The organism is Halarchaeum rubridurum (genome assembly GCF_014647115.1).
Lineage (GTDB): Archaea > Halobacteriota > Halobacteria > Halobacteriales > Halobacteriaceae > Halarchaeum > Halarchaeum rubridurum.
Genome location: NZ_BMOO01000011.1, coordinates 1 through 19,150, shown reverse-complemented (window position 1 = coordinate 19,150; position 19,150 = coordinate 1). Strand labels below are relative to the sequence as shown.

The window sequence follows — 19,150 nt, the reverse complement described above, 5'->3', positions numbered from 1 at the left end:
GACACCGTGACCGTTCGTCCATGAGCGACGACTACCTCGTGCGCGACGCGACGACGCTCGACGGCCGGCGCGTCGACGTCGCGGTCCGCGACGGGCAGATCGACGCGGTGCGGGAGGCCGGCGCGGTCGACCCCGGGGCGTTCGACGACGCGGATACGTTCGACGCCGACGGCCGCCTCGTCACGCCGCCGCTTATCGAACCGCACATCCACCTCGACGCGACGTTGACGGCGGGCGAACCGACGTGGAACGAGTCGGGGACGCTCGCGGAAGGAATCGACGTCTGGGCGGAGCGGAAGGGCGACCTCACGAAGGCGGACGTGAAGGCGCGCGCCCGCGAGACCATCGACTGGCTCGTGAGTCACGGCATCACGCGCGTCCGGACGCACGCGGACACCACGGAGGCGACGCTCACGGGCGTCGAGGCGCTCTGCGAACTCCGCGAGGAGCTCGACGCCGTCGACCTGCAGGTCGTGGCGTTCCCCCAGGACGGCGTCTTCACCGACCCCGCCCACGAGGACCTCCTCCGCGAGGCGGTCGACCTCGGCGTCGACGTCATCGGCGGCATCCCCCACAACGAACACACCCGCGAGGACGGCGTTCGGGACGTGAAGACGGCCGCCGACCTCGCCGAGCGCCACGACCTCCCGCTCGACCTCCACATCGACGAGACGGACGACCCGGGGTCGCGCTTCACCGAGGTGTTGGCGAGCGAAGCGCTCAAGCGCGGAATCGGCGACCGGACGACGGCGAGTCACGCGACCGCGCTGCACTCCTACCCGAACGCCCACGCCGCGAAGGTCGTGAGCCTGCTCGCGGAGAGCGGCGTGAGCGTCGTCACGAACCCACCGGACAACTCCGTCCTCCAGGGGAGTTACGACGACTACCCGCGGCGTCGCGGGCACACCCGTATCGACGAGCTCCGCGAGGCGGGCGTGACGGTCGGAATCGGCCACGACTCGGTCGTCGACCCGTGGTACCACTACGGCGTCGGCGACCAGCTCGACGCCGCGTTCGTCCTCCTCCACTACGCGCACATGGCGGGCCACGACGACGTCGGCCCGCTCTGGGAGATGCTCACGACGGCGAACGCGGAGGTGTTCGGCGTCGGCGAGGAGTACGGGCTGGACGCCGGTTGTGACGGGTCGCTCGTCGTCTACGACGCGCGCTCGCCGTTCGACGCCCTGCGGACGCGGGCGGCGCGACTCCGCGTCGTCTCGGGGGGGCGGGAGGTCGCGCGGACGGACCCCGCGACGCACACCGTCTCGCGCGGTGGAGCGACGCGGAACGTGACGTACGACCGGCCGTAGGGCCGAGCTTCCGTTTGTCTTCGCGCGCGCGAGCGCCGGCCGGCGGGCGGCGGGCCGACGCCGTGGGGGTTTATTCACGGCGGCGTGGTCACGCGGTGTATGGTCGGACGCAGTAAGCGCTACGCGCTCGCGGACACCGCCCAGCAGGTCGTCGGGGGGTTCCTGCTCGCCGGGCCGTTCGTCGTCACCGAGGAGGTGTGGGTGCTCGCCAGCAACATGCGGTGGTACCACGTCGCGTTGACGCTCGCGCTCGTCGCCGCCATCGGCTACGGCGCGCTCTACCGGGCGGACGACGACCGCGACCCGGAGCGCGAAGCCGAGGTCGCCGGGGTCCCGATCCGGTTCGTCTCGCTGATGGGCGTCTCCTTCGGGGCCGTGCTCATCCTCGCGGTGGCGTTTCGCGCCCCGCGGACGTTCGCGACGAACCTCGCGCTCGACCTCGACGGACTCGGGCTCGTCCTGTTCACCCTGAAGGCGACGAGCGTCGGCGCGGTGTTCAGCGTGGTCGGGGCCGCGACCGCGGACAGCGTCTTTTGATGAACGAGTCCACGGCTCACGGTGTGGACGGCGGCGCGCGGTATCGAAGCGGGGTCCGTGGGGGCGACGCGCGGCGGGACCGCGGGGCGGAGGTGTGAGAACACCCACCTCTAAGTCGGTGCCATACGCGTAGGCGGTATGGACTACCGGCTGGCGATAGACGGGGCCCCGGAGACGATTCCCGGCGGGACCGCCGTCCTCCTCCTCCACCCGAGCACGGGCGAGACGGACCGCATCGACACGGACTTCCTCAAGACGGACACCGACGGCTTCCTCGTCATCTCCACGCGAACGACCGCCCGCGAGGTCATGCAGAAACTCGACCACTACGACGTGGACGAGACGCGCGCACAGATACTCGACACCCTCTCGGTCGATCGGGGCTACTCGCGGCGCAGCGCCGAGAACATCCGCTACGTCTCCTCGCCGGACGACGTCGACGGCATCCTCACGGTCACCGAGGAGTTCCTCGCAGCCGACGAGGGGAAACGCCGGGTCAGTTTCGACTCGATAACCGAACTCGCGTACTACGCCGACGACGAGCGCGCGGTCGACGCCCTCGAACGCCTCACGCGACTCCTCGAGGCCTACGACGCCGTCGGGCTCTTCCACGTCTCGACGGAGGTCCACGACGAAGCGACCATCGAACGCTTCCGCGAACTCGCCGACGGCGTCCTCGACCTCCACGAGGACGGCAGCCTCGACGTCGACTTCTGAGCGCCCGCTCGCCCGTCGGTTCCCCGTGCACGCCCGCCCCTCCTCCTCCGCCACGCGTCCTCGCACCGACCCACAGCCGTGCCCGGACCCGTCGTCGTTGTCGTTCAGCGGGGGCGTTTCGAGAGCGAAGGAGTCGAGCCGTCAGGAGAAGACGCGTTCGGCCCACGCGACCGCGTAGCGCGCGCCGTGCTCGCGGTAGGCGGGGTCATCGAGCGCGTCGAAGGGCGCGGGCAGGTCGAGGCCGTGCTTGACGCCCGCGGCGGCGAGTTCCGCCGCATCAGTGAACGAGGTGTCGCCGCTCGCGACGGCGCGCCCGAGGCCGTCGAGGCGGGGTTGGAGACGCTCGCCCGCGTCCGTCCACGCGTCGTGGAGGGAGGCAGTTTCGGCCGCCTCGTCCCACGCCGAGAAGACCTCGCGGGTGTGGAGGCCGGCGTAGGCGTCGGACGCGGCGAGCGCGAGTTGGTACGTCGTCGTCGGGTCGGTCGGCGTCGCGGCCGCGAACTCCGCGTACGCGTCCCGGAAGAGCCCGAGGAAGTGTTCGGGGAGGTCGAGACCGACCTGCACGAGCGCCTCGGCGACGAGGAACGCGACGAAGTCGTCGGGTGACCCCTCGATGCGGGGTTTGACGAGGACGATGGGCGGGTCGGTCTGGGTCGTCCACGCGACGCTCCCGTCGCCGGGTGCGCCGACGACGACGTCGTCGCCGACGAGCGAGTCGAGAATCCGGGGATGGTCGGCGGGGAGCCAGTCGGCGTCGTAGCCGCGCGGCTCGACGTCGTCGACGACCATCGTCAACTCGGTGAGCGCCGACGTCGGGAGCACCTCGAAATCGCGCTCGGTGTCGTAGACGAGCGCGTCGGGCGCACGGGCGTCACGGACCGCGGCGATGTCGGCGCGAAGCGGACGCTCCTCGAACACGCGTCAGACCAGCGCGTTGACGATGAGAGCGAGCGACGCGATAGCGGACAGGCCGACGACGGTGAGGACGATCTTGGTGGCCGTACTCATACGCGACCGTCCGCCCCGGACGCACTTAAAATCGGGCAGTTCGTTCCGGTGCCGACCGGTGCACCGGAGGGCGTCTCCGGGGTCGCGTCAGTCGGCGCTCTCGGGGCGAGCGGGTTCACCACCCGCGGCGGCACCGTCCTGCGCGGAGAAGTAGGAGGCGAGCGCCGGGCCGGTGACGTTGTGCCAGACGCTGAAGAGCGCGGGCGCGAGCGCGACGAGGCCGCCGCCGAAGTGTGCGGCCGCGAGCGCGACGGCGAGCCCGGAGTTCTGCAGGCCGACCTCGAACGTCGTGGCGCGCACGCGGTCCTCGCTCATCCCGGCGGCGCGACCGACGAGGTTCCCCGCGGTGAGCCCGACGGCGTTGTGGAGGACGACGGCGGCGATTGCGGCCGCCGCGGCGCCGAGGATGACGCCCTTGTTCCCGGCGACGACGGCGGCGACGATGGCGACGATGGCCACGACGGAGACCGTCGGGAAGACCGTCAGGCCGATTTCGGCGAGCCGGGGTGCGTACCGGTCGAGGAGGTAGCGCAGCGCGAACCCGGCGAGGACGGGGATGAACACGACCTGCACGATGCTCGTGAAGAGGGACGCGAAGGTGACGTCGATTGCCTCGCCGGCGAGCGCGAGCACCCACGCGGGCATCAGGACCGGGGCCGTCAGCGTCGTCACGGTCGTAATGGAGACGGAGAGCGCAACGTCGCCCTTCCCGAGGTAGGTCATGACGTTCGAGGCGGTGCCGCCGGGGGCGGCGCCGACGAGGATCACGCCGAGCGCGAGCTCCGGCGGGAGACCGAGGACGAGCGTGAGGACGTAGGCGGCGACGGGCATCACGAGCCACTGGGTGAGCGCGCCGATACCGACGTCGCGGGGTCGCTCGACGATTCGGCGGAAGTCCTCCGGGAGGAGGGTGAGCCCCATCCCGAGCATGATGAGCCCGAGCAGCGGCGTGATGTACGCACCGATGGGGGTGAAGTACGTCGGCGCGTAGAGCGCGAGCCCCGCGAGGAGCACGACCCAGACGACGAAGAACTTGTTCGCGTACGACGCGACCGTCTCCAAGTAGTCGAGCGCGCTCACGCGCGCTCACCTCGGGAGTGAGACATTACCACGCGTTTCGACGAGGGAGGCAAAAACGTGGCTGTTGAGGCAGGAAGTACGAAGGCGTTCGAGCGGCGAGAAGTGGACGTTCAGGCGGGATAGGGGCGATTCAGGGGATGCGGAGGCCGGTCAGCGAAGCGAGCGCGTCACTCCTCGCGGCGGTCGGAGCCAGCGAACGTCTCGGGGACTTCGATGACGTACCGGCCGTTCTCCTGGAGCGCGATGATGTACTCCTCGCGGTCGTAGAGCTCCATGAGGTTGAGCTCGTACTGGCCGGGGGCGAGCACCTTGATGGACTCGAACTGCTCGTTGAGCTCCTCGCGGAGGGCCGCCATGTCGGGTTCGTCGGCGTCCGCGTCCGGCTCCTTGACGACGCGGCCCTCGCTCGGCGGGCGCTCCGGGAGGTCGTCGTCGGTGACCATCTCGCTGCGCGCGGACGCCTGCGCGGTGTCCTCGACGTCGGCGTCGGCGTCCGCGGCGGTCTCGTCTGCCGAGTCGTGACCGTCCGCGTCGTCGCTCGCTCTCGACCCCGTTGACGACGCACCCCCCGTTTCGGGTGCGTCGCCCCCCTGCGTGGTCGCATCGTCGCGCGGCGTGGCCTCGTCGGATGGGGGAGCGTCGTCCGGGGGCGGAGTCGGGGCCGAGTCGTCGCGGACGAAATCCCGGACCGTCGCCGCGGCCTTCCCGACGGCCGAGGGGACGCCGGTGTCGGGCCGCTCCGGTGGCTCCTCGGTCCCGTCGTCCGGCGCGTCGTCGGGAATCTCGCCGGGATGGAACTGGAACTTGTTTCCGCCGCACTCGGGACACCCCGAGAGCATCTCCTTCGAGCCGTCGGCGAACGTGTGCCCGCAGTTCGTGCACTGGTGGGGCATCCTACTTCCTCTTGAGGAGCGCGCTGATCAGCGTCTCGTCCTTGTGGAGCGACTGAATCTGGTTCGCCGGCCCGATGACCGTGAGCTTCGCCGGGTCCTCGTCCTTCCCCATGATCCGACCGAGGAGACCGGACTCCTTCGTCTCGCTGCGCGGGAAGGACTCGATTTCGATCCCGGTGAAGCCGTCGGGGTTGATTTCGGTCATCGTCACCTCGATGAGCTTCGACTCCTCGTCCGGGGTGAGCCCCTTCTCCAGGACGACGATGTCGCCGTCGTGGACGGAGTCGAGGATCATCCGTATCTTCTCCATGGAGGTCTTGTTCTCCATGCGCTCGGCGCTGATGAGATCAAGTTGAACGCCGTCGTCCGACTCCGGTTCCTGTTCAACCATCCGGAGTCACCCGAACTTCTCCGCGATCCGGTCGTAGACCTCGTCCATGTTCTCGCCTTCGAGCGCGGAGAGTTCGATGGTCTCGTGCTGCGGGAAGGCGTTGCGGATGCGCTGGACGTTCGAATCCTCGAGGTCCGTCTTGTTGGCGAGGATGAGCACCGGCAGGTCGCGGCTCTCGATGATGCCGATGAGCATCGTGTTCACCTGCGTGAACGGATCGGTCGTCGAGTCGAGGACGTAGATGACGCCGTCGACGTCCTCTCGGAGCCAGTGCATGGCCTCCGCGACGCCCTCGGTGGCCTCCCGGGAGCGCCGAACGGCCTCGTCTTTCTCCATGTCGTGATCGAGGAACTCCTCGTAGTCGACCTTCGTCGTCACACCGGGGGTGTCGACGATGTCGATGGAGACCGTGTGGCCGTCACGTTCGATCTCGACGTTCTCCTTGCGCCGCGCGCGTCGTGTCTCGTGGGGGATATGGCTCTCGGGCCCGACGGCGTCGCCGGTCCAGTCGCGGGCGATGCGGTTGGCGAGCGTGGTCTTCCCGGCGTTCGGCGGGCCGTAGATGCCGATACGCTTCGGGTCCTCGCTCTCGCCGGCGAACAGCTTCGCCGTGACCGCCGAGATGCTGTCCCTGAGGTCTGCGAACAGTCCCATCCTCTTTCTCTGATTACGGTACGAGCGCCCAGACGGGAATAGTTGACGCAGTATCGACCCCGTGAGTGCCCGTGGTACCCGTACCAACCCCGTGACTCGGCTTAAAGCTACGTCAGACACGGGGTCGGTCGGGCCGGAATCGATGGTAGGACCACGGTGAGCCGTCCGACAGGGATGCCCCCCACCCCTTCGTTTCGGGTGGAGATGGCGAACGAAGGGGGAGGGGGTGGGGAGGGACAGGGCAGTTCACGAACACAGCACGATAAGATAACCCCACTCCACCCCCGAAATATACTGCTGCTCTTGGAGTAGGGGTATGGTTTTCCGGACTCCTACTTAGCTCTTCGTCTTTCTAGACGGCCCCTCGCCGTGTCCCCCATCCCTCCTTAGTCCCGTTCCAGTAGAAACGAAGGGGTGGGGGGGTTTGCCCCTGTTTGCGGGCAACCCCCTCCATTTCGGGTGGAAAACGACGCTCGGCGACTAACCGAGAAACCGCCGTAATCGTCGGCGCGAACACCTGTCGGGACCAGTCCAGTCACGACACCCACAATCTTACCTCATCTTTAGCGATATATAAACCTCTCTTTCGTCTGGAGACTCCGTCACTTCCGCCGGTCGTCGGCCCCCGGTGGCAGGTCCGATAGCTGCGGTCGTGTGGTGAGTCGTCGACCCGACATCATATTCCGTCTTCTCTCCACCGACACAGTTCTCCGTCGACACTCACCGGCGGTCGAGCTCGCGATGGTGGTGGGCGACCCACGGCATATCACATTCATCGAAACCCTTTTGTCCGGACGGCTTCGTTTGTTTCATCTGCATCAACTGGACGGACCGGTCTCGAACGTGAGGCGGCAACGTCGGTGATCGGGGCGGTATAGACGCCGAGTCCGTCGATTTCCACCTGAAACGAAGGGGTGTACGTGATAGGATGACGGACGACGAACCGGACGGACGGCGGACGGCGAACAGGGATTTCGACGTCGAACTCGACGACGTCCTCGACGACGAGGAGGACGAGGGGGGACTCTTCGACGACTTGCTCAGCGGTGAGCCCATCTTCGAGAACAAGGAGGTCCTCAGGCCCTCGTACACGCCTCACGAGCTCCCCCACCGAAACGAACAGATCAACAACATGGCGACGATCCTCGTCGCCGCCCTCCGTGGGGAGACCCCATCGAACATCCTCATCTACGGGAAGACGGGGACGGGAAAGACCGCCTCCGCGAAATACGTCAGCCAGGAGCTGGAGAACACCTCCCGGAAGTACGACGTCCCCTGCGAGGTCGAGTACATCAACTGCGAGGTGACGGACACCCAGTATCGCGTCCTCGCGCAACTGGCGAACACCTTCATCGAGCAGAACCGCGAGTACGCACGCGGGCGCGTGCGCGAACTCGAAGACCTGCTCTCGGAGGCCGACGACGACGCGAACGCGCTTACGGACACCGAGTTCGCCGATACCCGCGACGTCGAGCGTCGCATCGAGGAGTTCGAGCGCGACCTCGAGGACATGGAGGAGGTCCCGATGACGGGGTGGCCGACCGACCGCGTCTACTCCGTCTTCTTCGACGCCGTCGACTACGTCGAGCGGGTGGCCGTCATCATGCTCGACGAGATCGACAAACTCGTCGAGAAGTCCGGCGACGACACTCTCTACAATCTCTCGCGGATGAACTCCGAGCTCGACAACTCCCGGGTGTCCATCATCGGTATCTCGAACGACCTGAAGTTCACCGACTTCCTCGACCCGCGCGTGAAGTCGAGTCTGGGCGAGGAGGAGATCGTCTTCCCGCCGTACGACGCGAACCAACTGCGCGACATCCTCCAGCACCGCTCGACGGACGCGTTCAAGGCCGACGCGCTCTCGGAGGACGTCATCCCGCTCTGTGCGGCGTTCGCCGCCCAGGAGCACGGCGACGCCCGGCGCGCGCTCGACCTCCTGCGCACCGCGGGCGAACTCGCCGAGCGCGACCAGGCCGACGTCGTCACGGAAGAGCACGTCCGGCGCGCGCAGGACAAGATAGAACTCGACCGCGTCGTCGAGGTCGTCAGGACGCTCCCGACACAGTCGAAGCTCGTCCTCTTCGCCATCATGATGCTGGAGAAACACGGCGTCCACAACATCAACACGGGCGAGGTCTACAACATCTACAAGACGCTCTGCGACGAGATCGACGCGGACGTGCTCACCCAACGCCGCGTCACCGACCTCATCAGCGAACTCGACATGCTCGGTATCGTGAACGCCGTCGTCGTCTCGAAGGGGCGCTACGGGCGGACGAAGGAGATCAACCTCTCCGTCCCCATCGACGAGACGGAAGCCGTCCTCCAGGCGGACTCCCGGCTCGGCGACATCGAGAACGTCACGCCGTTCGTTCAGGCCCGCTTCGACAACTGAGCCGCCACCCGACTCACGCCCCGTCGCGGTAGCTCGCCCCGGTGTTCCATCGGAAACGAAGGGGTCCGTCCCTCTCTCGACCGGCGACGGTGGCACTCGCCTCGCCACCGACGCCGGCCGTCCTCGCCGCGTCCGCTACGCCGGCGCGGCGGACGCTCCGCCCGCGGACATCGGCGCGCCACTCGACGCCGCCGCGTCGCCCGCGACGAGCGGCGTGGTGAGGGCCGCATCACCCGTGACGACGAGGCGGACCCAGCCGAGCCACGGGATGTGGAACTCGGCGGTCCCTCGGACCCAGTCGGGCCGGACGGGGGCAGAGAGGCCGACCGCCTGGTCGTACGCCGGATTCGAGTCGCCCTTCGTGATGAACCCCGCGTGCGGCGCGGGGCAGTTTCTGAGCTCCTCGCAGCTCTCTGCGCCGAGGACGTAGTTCGAGTTCGCCTCGTCGTACCAGTTCTCGCCGTCGGCCACCCAGAAGCGTGCCCGGTGGATGATCGGTGTCGTCCCAGTGTTACCGTCGGGCGCGTAGACCACGACGTCGCCGGATTCGCCGAACTTCGCGTACCCCGTCTCCTGCCCGCTCTGATAGGTGACGACGCCGGTGGTGCCGGTCGCGCCGGCCCCGGCGAAGCGGTGTTCCTCCATGACGAAGACGAGGTCGCCCTTCTGGAGATGGGGCGTCATGCTGCCGGACTCGACGGCGACGAGCGGCGGCCAGAGCCCGCTGACGGCGAAGAGCAGGACGCCGACCAGGGCGACGACGAGCGCGCTGCTCACGAGTTCGCGCACGAAGAGGACGGCCTCGTTGTCGGTTCTGCGGAACCACCGGAGCGCCGCCAACGGGCCGTCGCGTGGGTCGGGGACGTCGTCCGCCATTACGGGCCGCTACGGCCGAACCGCGTTTCAAGCTTCCCACTCGACGACGGGTTCCGCAGTCCTTTTGCGCGCGGGCGGCGTGCTGGTCGTATCGTGCCCGACTCGACGCCCGTCCGGGTGGTCCGCGAACTCGCGAGCCGCGGCTACAACGCCGAGCGCGACGCCGTGACGCTCATCGCCGATACGCCCGACCCGGACGCGGCCGTCGAACGCGTCGTCGACGCCGCGGGCGACGACGCCCTCACGCTCACCGCCGCGGACGTCCGCGATACCCTCGATGACGGCTCGCGGACGTCCGCGCGGGCCGCCGACCCCGACGCCGCCAGCACCGACGGCGGCGCGGCCGCCCACGCATCCGAAACGGTGGGGAGCGCGGAGTTGCCGGACGCCCCCGCCGCACCCGAAACCGGGGCGCGTGACGACACGCGGGACGGGACGGCCTCCGCGGGCGCGTCCGACACCCCCGCCCGTGACGAGACGACGCGCGACTCGGACCGTGCGGACGCGACGAACCGTGCGGACGAGACGACGACGCACGACGGCCGCTCCCCGACGCCGCCCGAGGTCGCCGGCGACGTCACCGGCCACTCGACGGGGGCTGGCGAGTACGGCGACTTCGTGAGCGTCTTTCGAGACCGATACGAGCGTCTCTCGAAGAAGCTCCGCGGGCGCGTCAACCACCGTCCGACGGACGCGCTCGACACGATGCCCGGCGGGAGCGACGCCGCCATCGTCGGGATGGTGAACGACATCCGCTCGACCGCGAGCGGTCACTGGCTCATCGAGCTCGAGGACACGAACGGAACCTTCCCCGCGCTCGTCATGAAGGACCGCGACTGGGCGGACGTCGTCGACGAACTCCTCCTCGACGAGGTCATCGCAATCGAGGGGACGCTCGCCGACGACGGCGGTATCCTCTTCGCGGACAGCGTCCACTTCCCCGACGTCCCCCGGACCTACCGCCCGAGTACCGCCGATAGACACGTGCAGGCAGCGCTCGTCTCCGACGTCCACGTCGGCAGCCAGGAGTTCGCGGGCGAGCGCTGGGACGCCTTCGCCGACTGGCTCCACACCCCCGAAGCCGACCCGGTCGAGTACCTCCTGGTGGGTGGCGACATGGTCGAGGGCGTCGGCGTCTATCCCGACCAGGACGAGGAACTCGACATCGTCGACGTCTACGAGCAGTACCGCGCGTTCTCGGAGCGCCTGAAGGACGTCCCGGGCGACATGGAGATCGTCATGATTCCGGGGAACCACGACGCCGTCCGCCTCGCCGAACCCCAACCCGGATTCGACGAGACCCTCCGCGACATCATGTCCGCCCACGACGCGCGTATCGTCGGCAACCCCGCGACGGTCACCGTCGAGGGCGTCGACGTCCTCATGTACCACGGCGTCAGCCTTGATGAGGTCATCGCCGAACACGGCGACGAGTCGGTCTCCTACGACGCCCCGCACAACGCGATGGCCCAACTCCTGAAGAAACGCCACGTCGCCCCGCAGTACGGCGGCCGGATGCGCGTCGCCCCCGAGGAGAAGGACTACCTCGTCATCGACGACGTCCCCGACGTCTTCCACACCGGCCACGTCCACAAACTCGGCATCGGCGAGTACCACAACGTCAAACTGATAAATTCGGGGAGTTGGCAGGAGCAGACCGCCTTCCAGCAATCCGTCAACATCGATCCCGACGTCGGCACCGCGCCGATACTCGACCTCGATACCCTCGACATCACCGTTCGGATGTTCTGAGCGGTCGACTTTCCTCGCGTGCGACCGCCGGCGCTCGCTCGACCATCCGTTCGGGACGTTCCACTCGACGAGTATCCGCGTTCCGTCCCGTGTTCTCCACCCGAAACGGTGGGGGTTGCTAGTCGTTCTCGTCCACCGCGAGCCGGTAGCGTGTCGTCCGCTCCCCGGCGAAACGCGGCCCGTCACCGACGGCCTCGAACCCGGCGTTCGTCACCGCGTCGAGCGCGCCGTCGGCGGATTCGGGAACGAGTGCCTCGACGACCATGTTCTCCGCGCGCGCGAAGGCGACCGGTTCGTCGAGGAGCGCCGCGACCGCCGGCGTCTCGCCCGCGAGCCGCGTGACGTGGACCGCGTCGCCGCTGACCTCGTAGGCGAGGACGCCGACGACTTCGGGTCCGTCCGCCTCCCCCTCGGCGTCGTCCGCGCGCTCGGCGACGGCGACCCGTCGGTCCCGGACGAGCCGCTCCGCCGCGCCGGTTTCGATGCCGGCGAGGGCCGCGAGGGCGTCGACGTCGCCGTCGTGGGCGTCCCGAACGGTGGGCTGACTCATATCCGCGTGCTTGTACGCGCGTACACTAAAAATCGACACACGGGACCCCGTCTCCCGGATAGACAGGGTTATCCCCCCGCCGTTGCTACGCGTGTCCATGATTGCGTGTAACACGACTGGCGTCGGGGGATACCGATGCGCGTAGTGGCGAAGTTCGGCGGCACCAGTCTCGGCTCCGGCGAGCGCATCGACCGGGCCGCGGACTCCATCGCCAACGCCGTCCGCGAGGGCCATCAGATCGCCGTCGTCGCCTCCGCGATGGGCTCGACGACCGACGACCTCCTCGACGACATCACGTTCGACGCGGAGGAGGACGACCGCGCCGAAATCGTCTCGATGGGCGAACGGACGTCCGTCCGGATGCTGAAGGCCGCGCTCACCGCCCGCGACATCGACGCGGTCTTCCTCGAACCCGGCCACCCCGACTGGCCCGTCATCACGAACGAGCGCGGCGAGGTCGACGTCGAGGAGACCCGAAAGCGCGCCCAGGAACTCGCGGCGCAGATGGACGGCGTCGTCCCGGTCATCACCGGCTTCCTCGCGCAGGACCACGACGGGAACGTCACGACCCTCGGTCGCGGCGGCAGCGATACCTCCGCCGTGATGCTCGGGCGCTACATGGACGCCGACGAGGTCGTCATCGTTACCGACGTCGAGGGAATCATGACGGGCGACCCCCACGTCGTCGAGGGCGCGCGGAACGTCGGCGAGATCACCGTCGACGAACTCCGGAACCTCTCCTTCCGCGGCGCCGAGGTCGTCGCGCCCTCCGCGCTCACGTACAAGGACGCCGACCTCGACGTCCGCGTCATCCACTACCAGCACTCGAACCTCCTGACGGGCGGGACGAACATCGAGGGCGAGTTCGAGAACATCATCGACATGCGCGACGAACCGCTCGCTTGCATCACCGTCGCCGGGCGCGCCATCCGGAACAGCCCGGGCATCCTCGCGCGCCTCTCGAACGCCCTCTCCGAGGCCGGCATCAACGTCGACGGCGTCGCCTCCGGGATGGACTCCATCTCCTTCTACGTCGACGCCGACGTCGACGAGCGCGCCGAGACCATCCTCCACCGCGAGGTCGTCGCCGAGGACACTCTCTCCAGCGTCACCGTCACGGACGACGTCGCCGGTATCCGCATCCTCGGCGGGGACCTCCCCTCCCGGCCGGGCGTCATCCGCGACATCGTCAACCCCATCGCCGACGCCGGTATCTCGCTCCACGACGTCATCACGTCCGCGACGAGCGTCGCCGTCTTCGTCGGCTGGGACGACCGCGAGCGCGCCCTCGACGCCGTCCAGGAACACTTCGAGGGCTGAACGCGCTCCCACCTCGCCTCCGCTCCGTTCTCGCTTCCGTCCGGTTCGAGCTCGCTTTCTCTCTCCGGCCCGCCGTCGTCGCACCCGAAGGCTCCGGGATGGACACCGCCGCCCGCGACGTCGCGCGACCTTCGCAATAGCTATCCGGCTACCGGACGCCACACGAACCAATGGAACTCCCGCAACGCGAGCTCTCGGTCCTCGAAGCCGCGAGCGCAGACGAACCGACGCCCATCGCGGAGCTCGCGTCCGCGACCGGACAGAAACCGGAGACGGTCACGGGAGCCGCCTTCGACCTCGAAGAGCGCGGCCTCGTCACCGTCACCGAGGACACCGTCGCCGACGTCGAACTCACCGAGGAGGGCGAGCGCTATCGCCATATGGGCCTTCCCGAGGTCCGCCTCTACCTCGCCGCCCGCGAGGCCGGCGCGGACGAAGCGCCCGTGAGCATGGGCGCGGTGCTCGGCGACGCGGACCTGGAGGGTCCCGAGGTCGACATCGCGCTCTCGAACTACGCCCGGAAGGGGTACGGCGAAATCGCCTCCGGCGACCTCTCCGCGGACCCCGACGCCGACCCCGAGAGCGACCCCGAGGCCGCGGCGCTCGACCGGGTCGCCGCCGACGACACGGTCGACGACGACGTCCGCGAGACGCTCGAACGCCGCGACCTCGTCGTCGTCCACGAGCGGACCGTCCGCTCCGTCACGCTCACCGACGACGGCGTCGACGCGCTGATGGCCGGCGTGGAAGCCACCGAGGCCGTCGGCCAACTCACGCCGGAGATGCTCGCCAGCGGCGAGTGGGAGGACGTCGAGTTCGCCGACTACAACGTCGAGGCCGACGCCGAGACGCCGAGTAGCGGCAAGACCCACGTCCTGCGCGCGACCGCCGAACGCGTGAAGGACGTCCTCGTGGGGATGGGCTTCGAGGAGATGGAGGGCCCGCACGCCGACTCCGAGTTCTGGATCAACGACGCGCTGTTCATGCCCCAGGACCACCCCGCGCGAACCCACTGGGACCAGTTCGCGCTCAGCGAACCCAGCGAGGTCGACGACCTCCCCGCGGACCTCTTGGAGCGCGTCGAGTCCGCCCACCGCGAGGGCGTCGGCGACGACGGCGACGGCTACCACTCCCCGTGGACCGAGGAGATGGCCCGCGGCGTCGACCTCCGCGGGCACACCACGTCCCTCTCGATGCGTTACCTCTCCGGCCACCAGGTCGGCGACCTCGAACCCCCACAACGCTACTTCAGCGTCGAGAAGGTCTACCGGAACGACACGCTCGACGCCACGCACCTCCTCGAGTTCTTCCAGATAGAGGGATGGGTGATGGCCGAGGACCTCTCCGTCCGGGACCTCATGGGGACCTTCACCGAGTTCTACAGTCAGTTCGGCATCGAGGACGTCCGCTTCAAACCCCACTACAACCCCTACACCGAACCGAGCTTCGAGCTCTTCGGCACCCACCCGCGCACGGGCGAGGTCATCGAGATCGGGAACTCCGGGCTCTTCCGCCCCGAGGTGCTCGAACCGCTCGGCGTCGAGTGCGACGTGATGGCGTGGGGGCTCGCCCTTGAGCGCCTGCTGATGCTCACGCACGGCTTCGAGGACATCCGCGACGTCCACGGGACGCTCGCCGACATCGACTTCCTGCGGGACACGGAGGTGGTCTACTAATGCCCGTCGTCGACGTCGACCCCGACGAACTCCGCGACCTCACCGGCCACGACGAGAAGAGCGACGACGAACTCAAGGACGACCTCTTCGGGCTCGGCCTCGAGTTCGAGGGGACGAGTGAGGACGGCGAGTTCCAACTGGAGTTCGCGCCCGACCGACTCGACCGCCTGAGCGTCGAGGGCGTCGCGCGCTCGCTGCGCTACCAGTACGGCGACGCCTCGGGCATCTACGTCCCCGACACGAACGACGCCGAGTGGACCATCGAGGTGGACGACTCCGTCCCCGACGACCGGCCGTACGTCACGGGCGCCATCGTCCGCGGCGTCGACCTCTCGGGCGGCGCTCTCGAATCGCTCATCCAGCTCCAGGAGAAACTCCACGCGACGATGGGCCGCAAGCGCGCGAAGGGAGCCATCGGCATTCACGACCTCACGATGGTCAAGGGACGCTCCGGCCGCGGTGTCGACGAACGGGCGAGCGACGCGTCCGATTCGGACGCAAGCGCCGTCGCGGCGTCGAACTCCATTACCTACCGGGGCGTCGCGCCAGACGGCGACACCTTCGTCGCGCTCGACGACGACGCCGAACGCACCCCCGCCGAGGTCCTCACCGAACACCCGACCGGCGAGCAGTACGCCGACCTCCTCGACGACTACGAGCACTACCCCGCCATCTACGACGACCTCGGGCTCTTCAGCTTCCCGCCCGTCATCAACGGCCGACGGACCGAGGTCACCGCGGACTCCCGCGACCTCTTCGTCGAGCTCACCGGGACGGACCAGTGGACCATCGACCGGATGTGCAACATCATCTGCTACGCGCTCGACGCGCGCGGTGGCACCATCGAGGACGTCACCGTCTCCTACCCCGACGTCGACGTCGTCAAACCCGACTTCGAGACCGAGGAGAAGGTCGTCACCCACGAGCGCATCGAGTCCACGCTCGGCGTCGAACTGAGCGAGGACGACGTCCTCGACCTCCTCGGGCGCGCCGGCCTCGGCGCCGAGAGCGAGGACTGGGGCGAACAGGGCACCGACTACGTCGTCGAGGTTCCGCCCTACCGGACGGACGTCCTCCACCCCGTCGACGTCGTCGACGACGTCGGGCGCGCGTACGGCTTCAACGACCTCGTCCCGCGCTACCCCGACGTCTCCACGGTCGGCGGGCGCACCGAACGCTCCCGCCTGGAGCGCGCCGTCCGCGAGACGCTCGTCGGCCTCGGTCACCAGGACCTCCTCAACTTCCACCTCACGAACGAAGCCGAGAACTACGACCGGATGCGCCTCGACGCCGGAAGCGACACCCTCGGCGGCGGGAAGCCCGCGACTATCGCCGAACCGTACAGCGAGGATTACACCATCGTTCGCACGTGGGCGCTCCCCTCGCTCGTCTCGCTCCTCGAAAACAACACGCACCGCGCGTACCCCCAGGACGTCGCCGAGGTCGGCTTCGCCGCCGAGCGCGACGACAGCAACACCGGCGTCGCCGAACGCCGCACTGTCGCCGGGGCCGTCGTCCGCCACGACGCCTCCTACGAGGACGCCAAGGCCCGCCTCCAGGTCATCGCGCGCGACTTCGACGTCGAGCTCGAAACGCCCGCCACGACGCACCCCTCGTTCATCGACGGGCGGACCGCCGAGGTCGTCATCGACGGCGAATCCGCGGGCGTCGTCGGCGAACTCCACCCCGAAGTGCTCGTCGAGCACGACCTCGAAGTGCCCGTAGCGGCCTTCGAGTTCCGCCTCGACGCGCTCGCCGAGTAGGACGGCCTCCCCGTCGGGGACGCACGCCGGAGAACGCGTCTCACGCGATGCGACCGGTTCTTTCTGCCCGAGCTTTCGACTCCAGCAATCCGCCGAACGGACTCGACGGCGAAAAGGTGTGGTTACAGGTCCGCGCCGACGGCCTCGGTGATCGAGTCGAAGCCGTCGCGTTCCAGCAGGTCGAGCAGGCCGCGGTTGATGTCCGTGGCGATGGCGGGACCGCGATAGACCATCCCCGTGTAGAGTTGCACCACGCTCGCGCCCGCGCGAATCTTCTCGTAGGCGTCCGCGGCGGTGAAGACGCCGCCGACACCGACCACGGGGAGGTCGGTGCGCTCCGCGACGAAGCGGACCGTGCTCGTCGCGCGCTCGCGGAGGGGCGCACCGGAGAGCCCGCCCTCTTCGACGCGGTTCGGGTGGCGGAGCCCCTCCCGTTCCGTCGTCGTGTTGACCGCGATGATGCCGTCCAGGTCGAGTTCCTCGGCGAGCTCGACCCCGGCGGCGATTCCGTCCCGGGAGAGGTCCGGGGAGAACTTCACGAGGAGCGGACTCGCCCCGGCCTCCGAGAGTTCCGTGAGAATCTCGCGCAGCGCGTCGCTGTGCTGGAGGTCACGCAGGCCCGGCGTGTTCGGACTGGAGACGTTCACGACGAAGTAGTCGCCCGCGTCCGCGACGCGCTCGTACGTGTATCGGTAGTCGTCGGCCGCCTCGTCGAGCGGCGTTGACTTCGACTTCCCGATGTTGACGCCGACCGGAACGTCCGGGAGCGGGGTCGCGTCGAGCCGCGCGCCGATCTCGTCCGCCCCGTCGTTGTTGAACCCCATCCGGTTGATTATCGCGCGGTCCTCCGGGAGTCGGAACATCCGCGGTTTGGGGTTGCCCGGCTGGCGCTCCGCCGTGACGCCCCCGACTTCGAGGTGGCCGAACCCGAGCGCCGCGAGGCTCCGCGGGACGTGTGCGTTCTTGTCGAACCCCGCGGCGACGCCGACCGGGTTCGGGAACTCGTTGTCGAACGCGCGCACGCGGAGGCGGTCGTCGTCGACGCCGTACCGTCGGTCGAGTGCCGCGCGCGCCGGCGGGACCGACTCGACGCCGCGCAGGACGGTGTGAATCGCGCCGTGCGCTGTCTCCGCGGGCAACTGGAACAGCAGCGGCTTGAGGGTTCGGTACATGCCCCGTCTCAGAAGTCGTGCTCGACCTCGTCGGGGTCGGCCTTCTGGATGATGATCTTGTCCTCGCGCACGCGAACGAACACCTCGTCGCCGATGTCGAGCCCGGCGACGGCGAGTTCGTCCTCGTGGAGGTTGACGTGGGCGTTGTGGTACTCGCCGTCCTCGCCTTTCGCGCCACTCGGGCTGAGCTTCTTCTTGCGGACCATCAGGTCTAACCTACGACTACCTTCGGTGTAGCTGTTACTTAAGCCCTTTCGAGTCGTGAGTGCACCACTCCCGGCGTTCGGGCGTGCAGTCGGCCGATTCCGGCGGTACGTTTATCACTGAGTCTGCGTATTGTTGCCATGGTTGCAAGGTCATGGTACGCGAGGACGGCAAGCGGAACTTCGCACTCCGCGATACGGACGGCACCGAGGACAGCGTGTTCAGCGGTAGTACACCCCGACAGGCCGCGCTCAAGGCCGCCCGGCGACTCGAGTCGGTCGGCGAGAGCGAGGACGCCGCGCCCCGATCCGAGATTCGGCTCCGGGAGAAGGGGACCGACAAGGTCCACGTCTACGAGGCGTGGGCGTGGGAGTCCAACTCTCCCGACGACAAGCCCGACTGGATGCCCGCCGAGATAACGCAGGCGAACGTCGCGAAGCAAGGTATCGAACATCTCGAATCCCGGTAACAGAAACCGAGACCCTCGGTGTTCATTTCACTTCGTCACGTAGCGTGGCGTGCACGGGTACCACCCGACCAGACCGCACGCACGTCCGCGTGGGATGACCGGTCGGCCTCCGCCCGTGTCGCATCGCCGTTCTCTCGCTCGTCCCACCGTACCGTGATTCGCCGTGACGCAGAGGGGGTCGGTTCGACGGGCTTTTATGTACCCCGGCATTCTGAATGAATGCGAACGACGTGACGTGGCCCGGTTCACCCGGAGCCACCGACGAACGCCCACCGGTCGTCGCGGACATCCCTCCACGACGCGACTCGCTTCGAGCGAGTGTGGTTCGAGGGGGTTAAGTGTCCGGGGAGATTTGGTGGGAATACGAACGTCGTCTTGGA

Annotated in this window: 18 protein-coding genes; 9 read left to right on the top strand and 9 right to left on the bottom strand. The window is 68.4% G+C overall.

Features of this window, described 5'->3' with window-relative positions; genetic code table 11:
- Positions 1-20: 20 nt before the first annotated feature.
- From IEX84_RS13970 to IEX84_RS13960, 3 genes are all read left to right on the top strand, one after another.
- Positions 21-1,310 (top strand): cytosine deaminase, encoded by a 1,290-nt coding sequence (locus IEX84_RS13970; protein WP_188873171.1) that lies wholly within the window; start codon positions 21-23, stop codon positions 1,308-1,310.
- A gap of 99 nt (positions 1,311-1,409) precedes the next feature.
- Positions 1,410-1,847: a DUF2391 domain-containing protein gene (locus tag IEX84_RS13965; protein ID WP_188873170.1), complete on the top strand. Its 438-nt coding sequence runs from the start codon at positions 1,410-1,412 to the stop codon at positions 1,845-1,847.
- 138 nt (positions 1,848-1,985) lie between these two features.
- On the top strand, positions 1,986-2,564 hold the full coding sequence (locus tag IEX84_RS13960; RefSeq protein WP_188873169.1) for a DUF7090 family protein: 579 nt from the start codon (positions 1,986-1,988) through the stop codon (positions 2,562-2,564).
- A gap of 141 nt (positions 2,565-2,705) precedes the next feature.
- Here IEX84_RS13960 and IEX84_RS13955 read toward each other — a convergent pair whose 3' ends face one another.
- The 5 genes from IEX84_RS13955 to IEX84_RS13935 form a co-directional block, all read right to left on the bottom strand.
- Positions 2,706-3,482 carry a DUF7089 family protein gene (locus IEX84_RS13955; protein WP_188873168.1) on the bottom strand — a complete coding sequence of 259 codons (777 nt, stop codon included), beginning with the start codon at positions 3,480-3,482 and terminating at the stop codon, positions 2,706-2,708.
- A gap of 177 nt (positions 3,483-3,659) precedes the next feature.
- On the bottom strand, positions 3,660-4,652 hold the full coding sequence (locus IEX84_RS13950) for a bile acid:sodium symporter family protein (RefSeq protein ID WP_188873167.1): 993 nt from the start codon (positions 4,650-4,652) through the stop codon (positions 3,660-3,662).
- Between the two features lie 167 nt (positions 4,653-4,819).
- The gene (locus IEX84_RS13945; protein ID WP_188873166.1) at positions 4,820-5,545 is read right to left on the bottom strand and encodes a Zn-ribbon domain-containing protein; all 726 of its coding nucleotides are present in this window, start codon (positions 5,543-5,545) and stop codon (positions 4,820-4,822) included.
- A 1-nt stretch (position 5,546) separates the two neighbouring features.
- Positions 5,547-5,936 (bottom strand): DUF2073 domain-containing protein, encoded by a 390-nt coding sequence (locus IEX84_RS13940; protein ID WP_188873165.1) that lies wholly within the window; start codon positions 5,934-5,936, stop codon positions 5,547-5,549.
- A 6-nt stretch (positions 5,937-5,942) separates the two neighbouring features.
- Positions 5,943-6,590: an Era-like GTP-binding protein gene (locus tag IEX84_RS13935; RefSeq protein ID WP_188873164.1), complete on the bottom strand. Its 648-nt coding sequence runs from the start codon at positions 6,588-6,590 to the stop codon at positions 5,943-5,945.
- Positions 6,591-7,518: 928 nt separating this feature from the next.
- On the opposite strand from IEX84_RS13935, the gene IEX84_RS13930 reads away from it, so the two are divergent.
- Positions 7,519-8,988 (top strand): Cdc6/Cdc18 family protein, encoded by a 1,470-nt coding sequence (locus tag IEX84_RS13930; protein WP_188873163.1) that lies wholly within the window; start codon positions 7,519-7,521, stop codon positions 8,986-8,988.
- A gap of 135 nt (positions 8,989-9,123) precedes the next feature.
- Here the strand turns inward: IEX84_RS13930 and IEX84_RS13925 are convergent, their stop codons facing one another.
- Positions 9,124-9,864 carry a S24/S26 family peptidase gene (locus IEX84_RS13925; protein ID WP_188873162.1) on the bottom strand — a complete coding sequence of 247 codons (741 nt, stop codon included), beginning with the start codon at positions 9,862-9,864 and terminating at the stop codon, positions 9,124-9,126.
- A 93-nt stretch (positions 9,865-9,957) separates the two neighbouring features.
- Here IEX84_RS13925 and IEX84_RS13920 point away from each other — a divergent pair, with 93 nt between their 5' ends.
- Positions 9,958-11,616, top strand: coding sequence for a DNA-directed DNA polymerase II small subunit (locus tag IEX84_RS13920; RefSeq protein WP_188873161.1), 1,659 nt, complete (start codon positions 9,958-9,960; stop codon positions 11,614-11,616).
- A 118-nt stretch (positions 11,617-11,734) separates the two neighbouring features.
- Here IEX84_RS13920 and IEX84_RS13915 read toward each other — a convergent pair whose 3' ends face one another.
- Complete coding sequence (locus tag IEX84_RS13915; protein ID WP_188873160.1) at positions 11,735-12,166, bottom strand: hypothetical protein; 432 nt, start codon at positions 12,164-12,166, stop codon at positions 11,735-11,737.
- Positions 12,167-12,301: 135 nt separating this feature from the next.
- On the opposite strand from IEX84_RS13915, the gene IEX84_RS13910 reads away from it, so the two are divergent.
- The 3 genes from IEX84_RS13910 to pheT all read left to right on the top strand — a co-directional run bounded on the left by IEX84_RS13910 (position 12,302) and on the right by pheT (position 16,925).
- Positions 12,302-13,486: an aspartate kinase gene (locus IEX84_RS13910; protein WP_188873159.1), complete on the top strand. Its 1,185-nt coding sequence runs from the start codon at positions 12,302-12,304 to the stop codon at positions 13,484-13,486.
- A gap of 170 nt (positions 13,487-13,656) precedes the next feature.
- On the top strand, positions 13,657-15,162 hold the full coding sequence (gene pheS / locus IEX84_RS13905) for a phenylalanine--tRNA ligase subunit alpha (protein WP_188873158.1): 1,506 nt from the start codon (positions 13,657-13,659) through the stop codon (positions 15,160-15,162).
- Positions 15,162-16,925, top strand: coding sequence for a phenylalanine--tRNA ligase subunit beta (pheT, locus tag IEX84_RS13900; protein WP_188873157.1), 1,764 nt, complete (start codon positions 15,162-15,164; stop codon positions 16,923-16,925). The genes pheS and pheT overlap by 1 nt, the downstream gene beginning before the upstream one ends.
- A 122-nt stretch (positions 16,926-17,047) precedes the next feature.
- Here pheT and IEX84_RS13895 read toward each other — a convergent pair whose 3' ends face one another.
- Positions 17,048-18,097: a quinone-dependent dihydroorotate dehydrogenase gene (locus IEX84_RS13895; RefSeq protein WP_188873156.1), complete on the bottom strand. Its 1,050-nt coding sequence runs from the start codon at positions 18,095-18,097 to the stop codon at positions 17,048-17,050.
- A gap of 8 nt (positions 18,098-18,105) precedes the next feature.
- The gene (locus IEX84_RS13890; RefSeq protein ID WP_020221522.1) at positions 18,106-18,303 is read right to left on the bottom strand and encodes an AbrB/MazE/SpoVT family DNA-binding domain-containing protein; all 198 of its coding nucleotides are present in this window, start codon (positions 18,301-18,303) and stop codon (positions 18,106-18,108) included.
- Between the two features lie 152 nt (positions 18,304-18,455).
- Here IEX84_RS13890 and IEX84_RS13885 point away from each other — a divergent pair, with 152 nt between their 5' ends.
- Complete coding sequence (locus tag IEX84_RS13885) at positions 18,456-18,770, top strand: non-histone chromosomal MC1 family protein (protein WP_188873155.1); 315 nt, start codon at positions 18,456-18,458, stop codon at positions 18,768-18,770.
- Positions 18,771-19,150: the final 380 nt, after the last annotated feature.

Excerpts from the sequence above, each read along its gene's own strand:
- IEX84_RS13970 (WP_188873171.1), top strand. The coding sequence starts at position 21 with ATGAGCGACGACTACCTCGTGCGCGACGCGACGACGCTCGACGGCCGG.
- IEX84_RS13965 (WP_188873170.1), top strand. The coding sequence starts at position 1,410 with ATGGTCGGACGCAGTAAGCGCTACGCGCTCGCGGACACCGCCCAGCAG.
- IEX84_RS13960 (WP_188873169.1), top strand. The coding sequence starts at position 1,986 with ATGGACTACCGGCTGGCGATAGACGGGGCCCCGGAGACGATTCCCGGC.
- IEX84_RS13945 (WP_188873166.1), bottom strand. The coding sequence starts at position 5,545 with ATGCCCCACCAGTGCACGAACTGCGGGCACACGTTCGCCGACGGCTCG.
- IEX84_RS13940 (WP_188873165.1), bottom strand. The coding sequence starts at position 5,936 with ATGGTTGAACAGGAACCGGAGTCGGACGACGGCGTTCAACTTGATCTC.
- IEX84_RS13935 (WP_188873164.1), bottom strand. The coding sequence starts at position 6,590 with ATGGGACTGTTCGCAGACCTCAGGGACAGCATCTCGGCGGTCACGGCG.
- IEX84_RS13930 (WP_188873163.1), top strand. The coding sequence starts at position 7,519 with ATGACGGACGACGAACCGGACGGACGGCGGACGGCGAACAGGGATTTC.
- IEX84_RS13925 (WP_188873162.1), bottom strand. The coding sequence starts at position 9,864 with ATGGCGGACGACGTCCCCGACCCACGCGACGGCCCGTTGGCGGCGCTC.
- IEX84_RS13915 (WP_188873160.1), bottom strand. The coding sequence starts at position 12,166 with ATGAGTCAGCCCACCGTTCGGGACGCCCACGACGGCGACGTCGACGCC.
- IEX84_RS13910 (WP_188873159.1), top strand. The coding sequence starts at position 12,302 with ATGCGCGTAGTGGCGAAGTTCGGCGGCACCAGTCTCGGCTCCGGCGAG.
- pheS (WP_188873158.1), top strand. The coding sequence starts at position 13,657 with ATGGAACTCCCGCAACGCGAGCTCTCGGTCCTCGAAGCCGCGAGCGCA.
- pheT (WP_188873157.1), top strand. The coding sequence starts at position 15,162 with ATGCCCGTCGTCGACGTCGACCCCGACGAACTCCGCGACCTCACCGGC.
- IEX84_RS13895 (WP_188873156.1), bottom strand. The coding sequence starts at position 18,097 with ATGTACCGAACCCTCAAGCCGCTGCTGTTCCAGTTGCCCGCGGAGACA.
- IEX84_RS13890 (WP_020221522.1), bottom strand. The coding sequence starts at position 18,303 with ATGGTCCGCAAGAAGAAGCTCAGCCCGAGTGGCGCGAAAGGCGAGGAC.
- IEX84_RS13885 (WP_188873155.1), top strand. The coding sequence starts at position 18,456 with ATGGTACGCGAGGACGGCAAGCGGAACTTCGCACTCCGCGATACGGAC.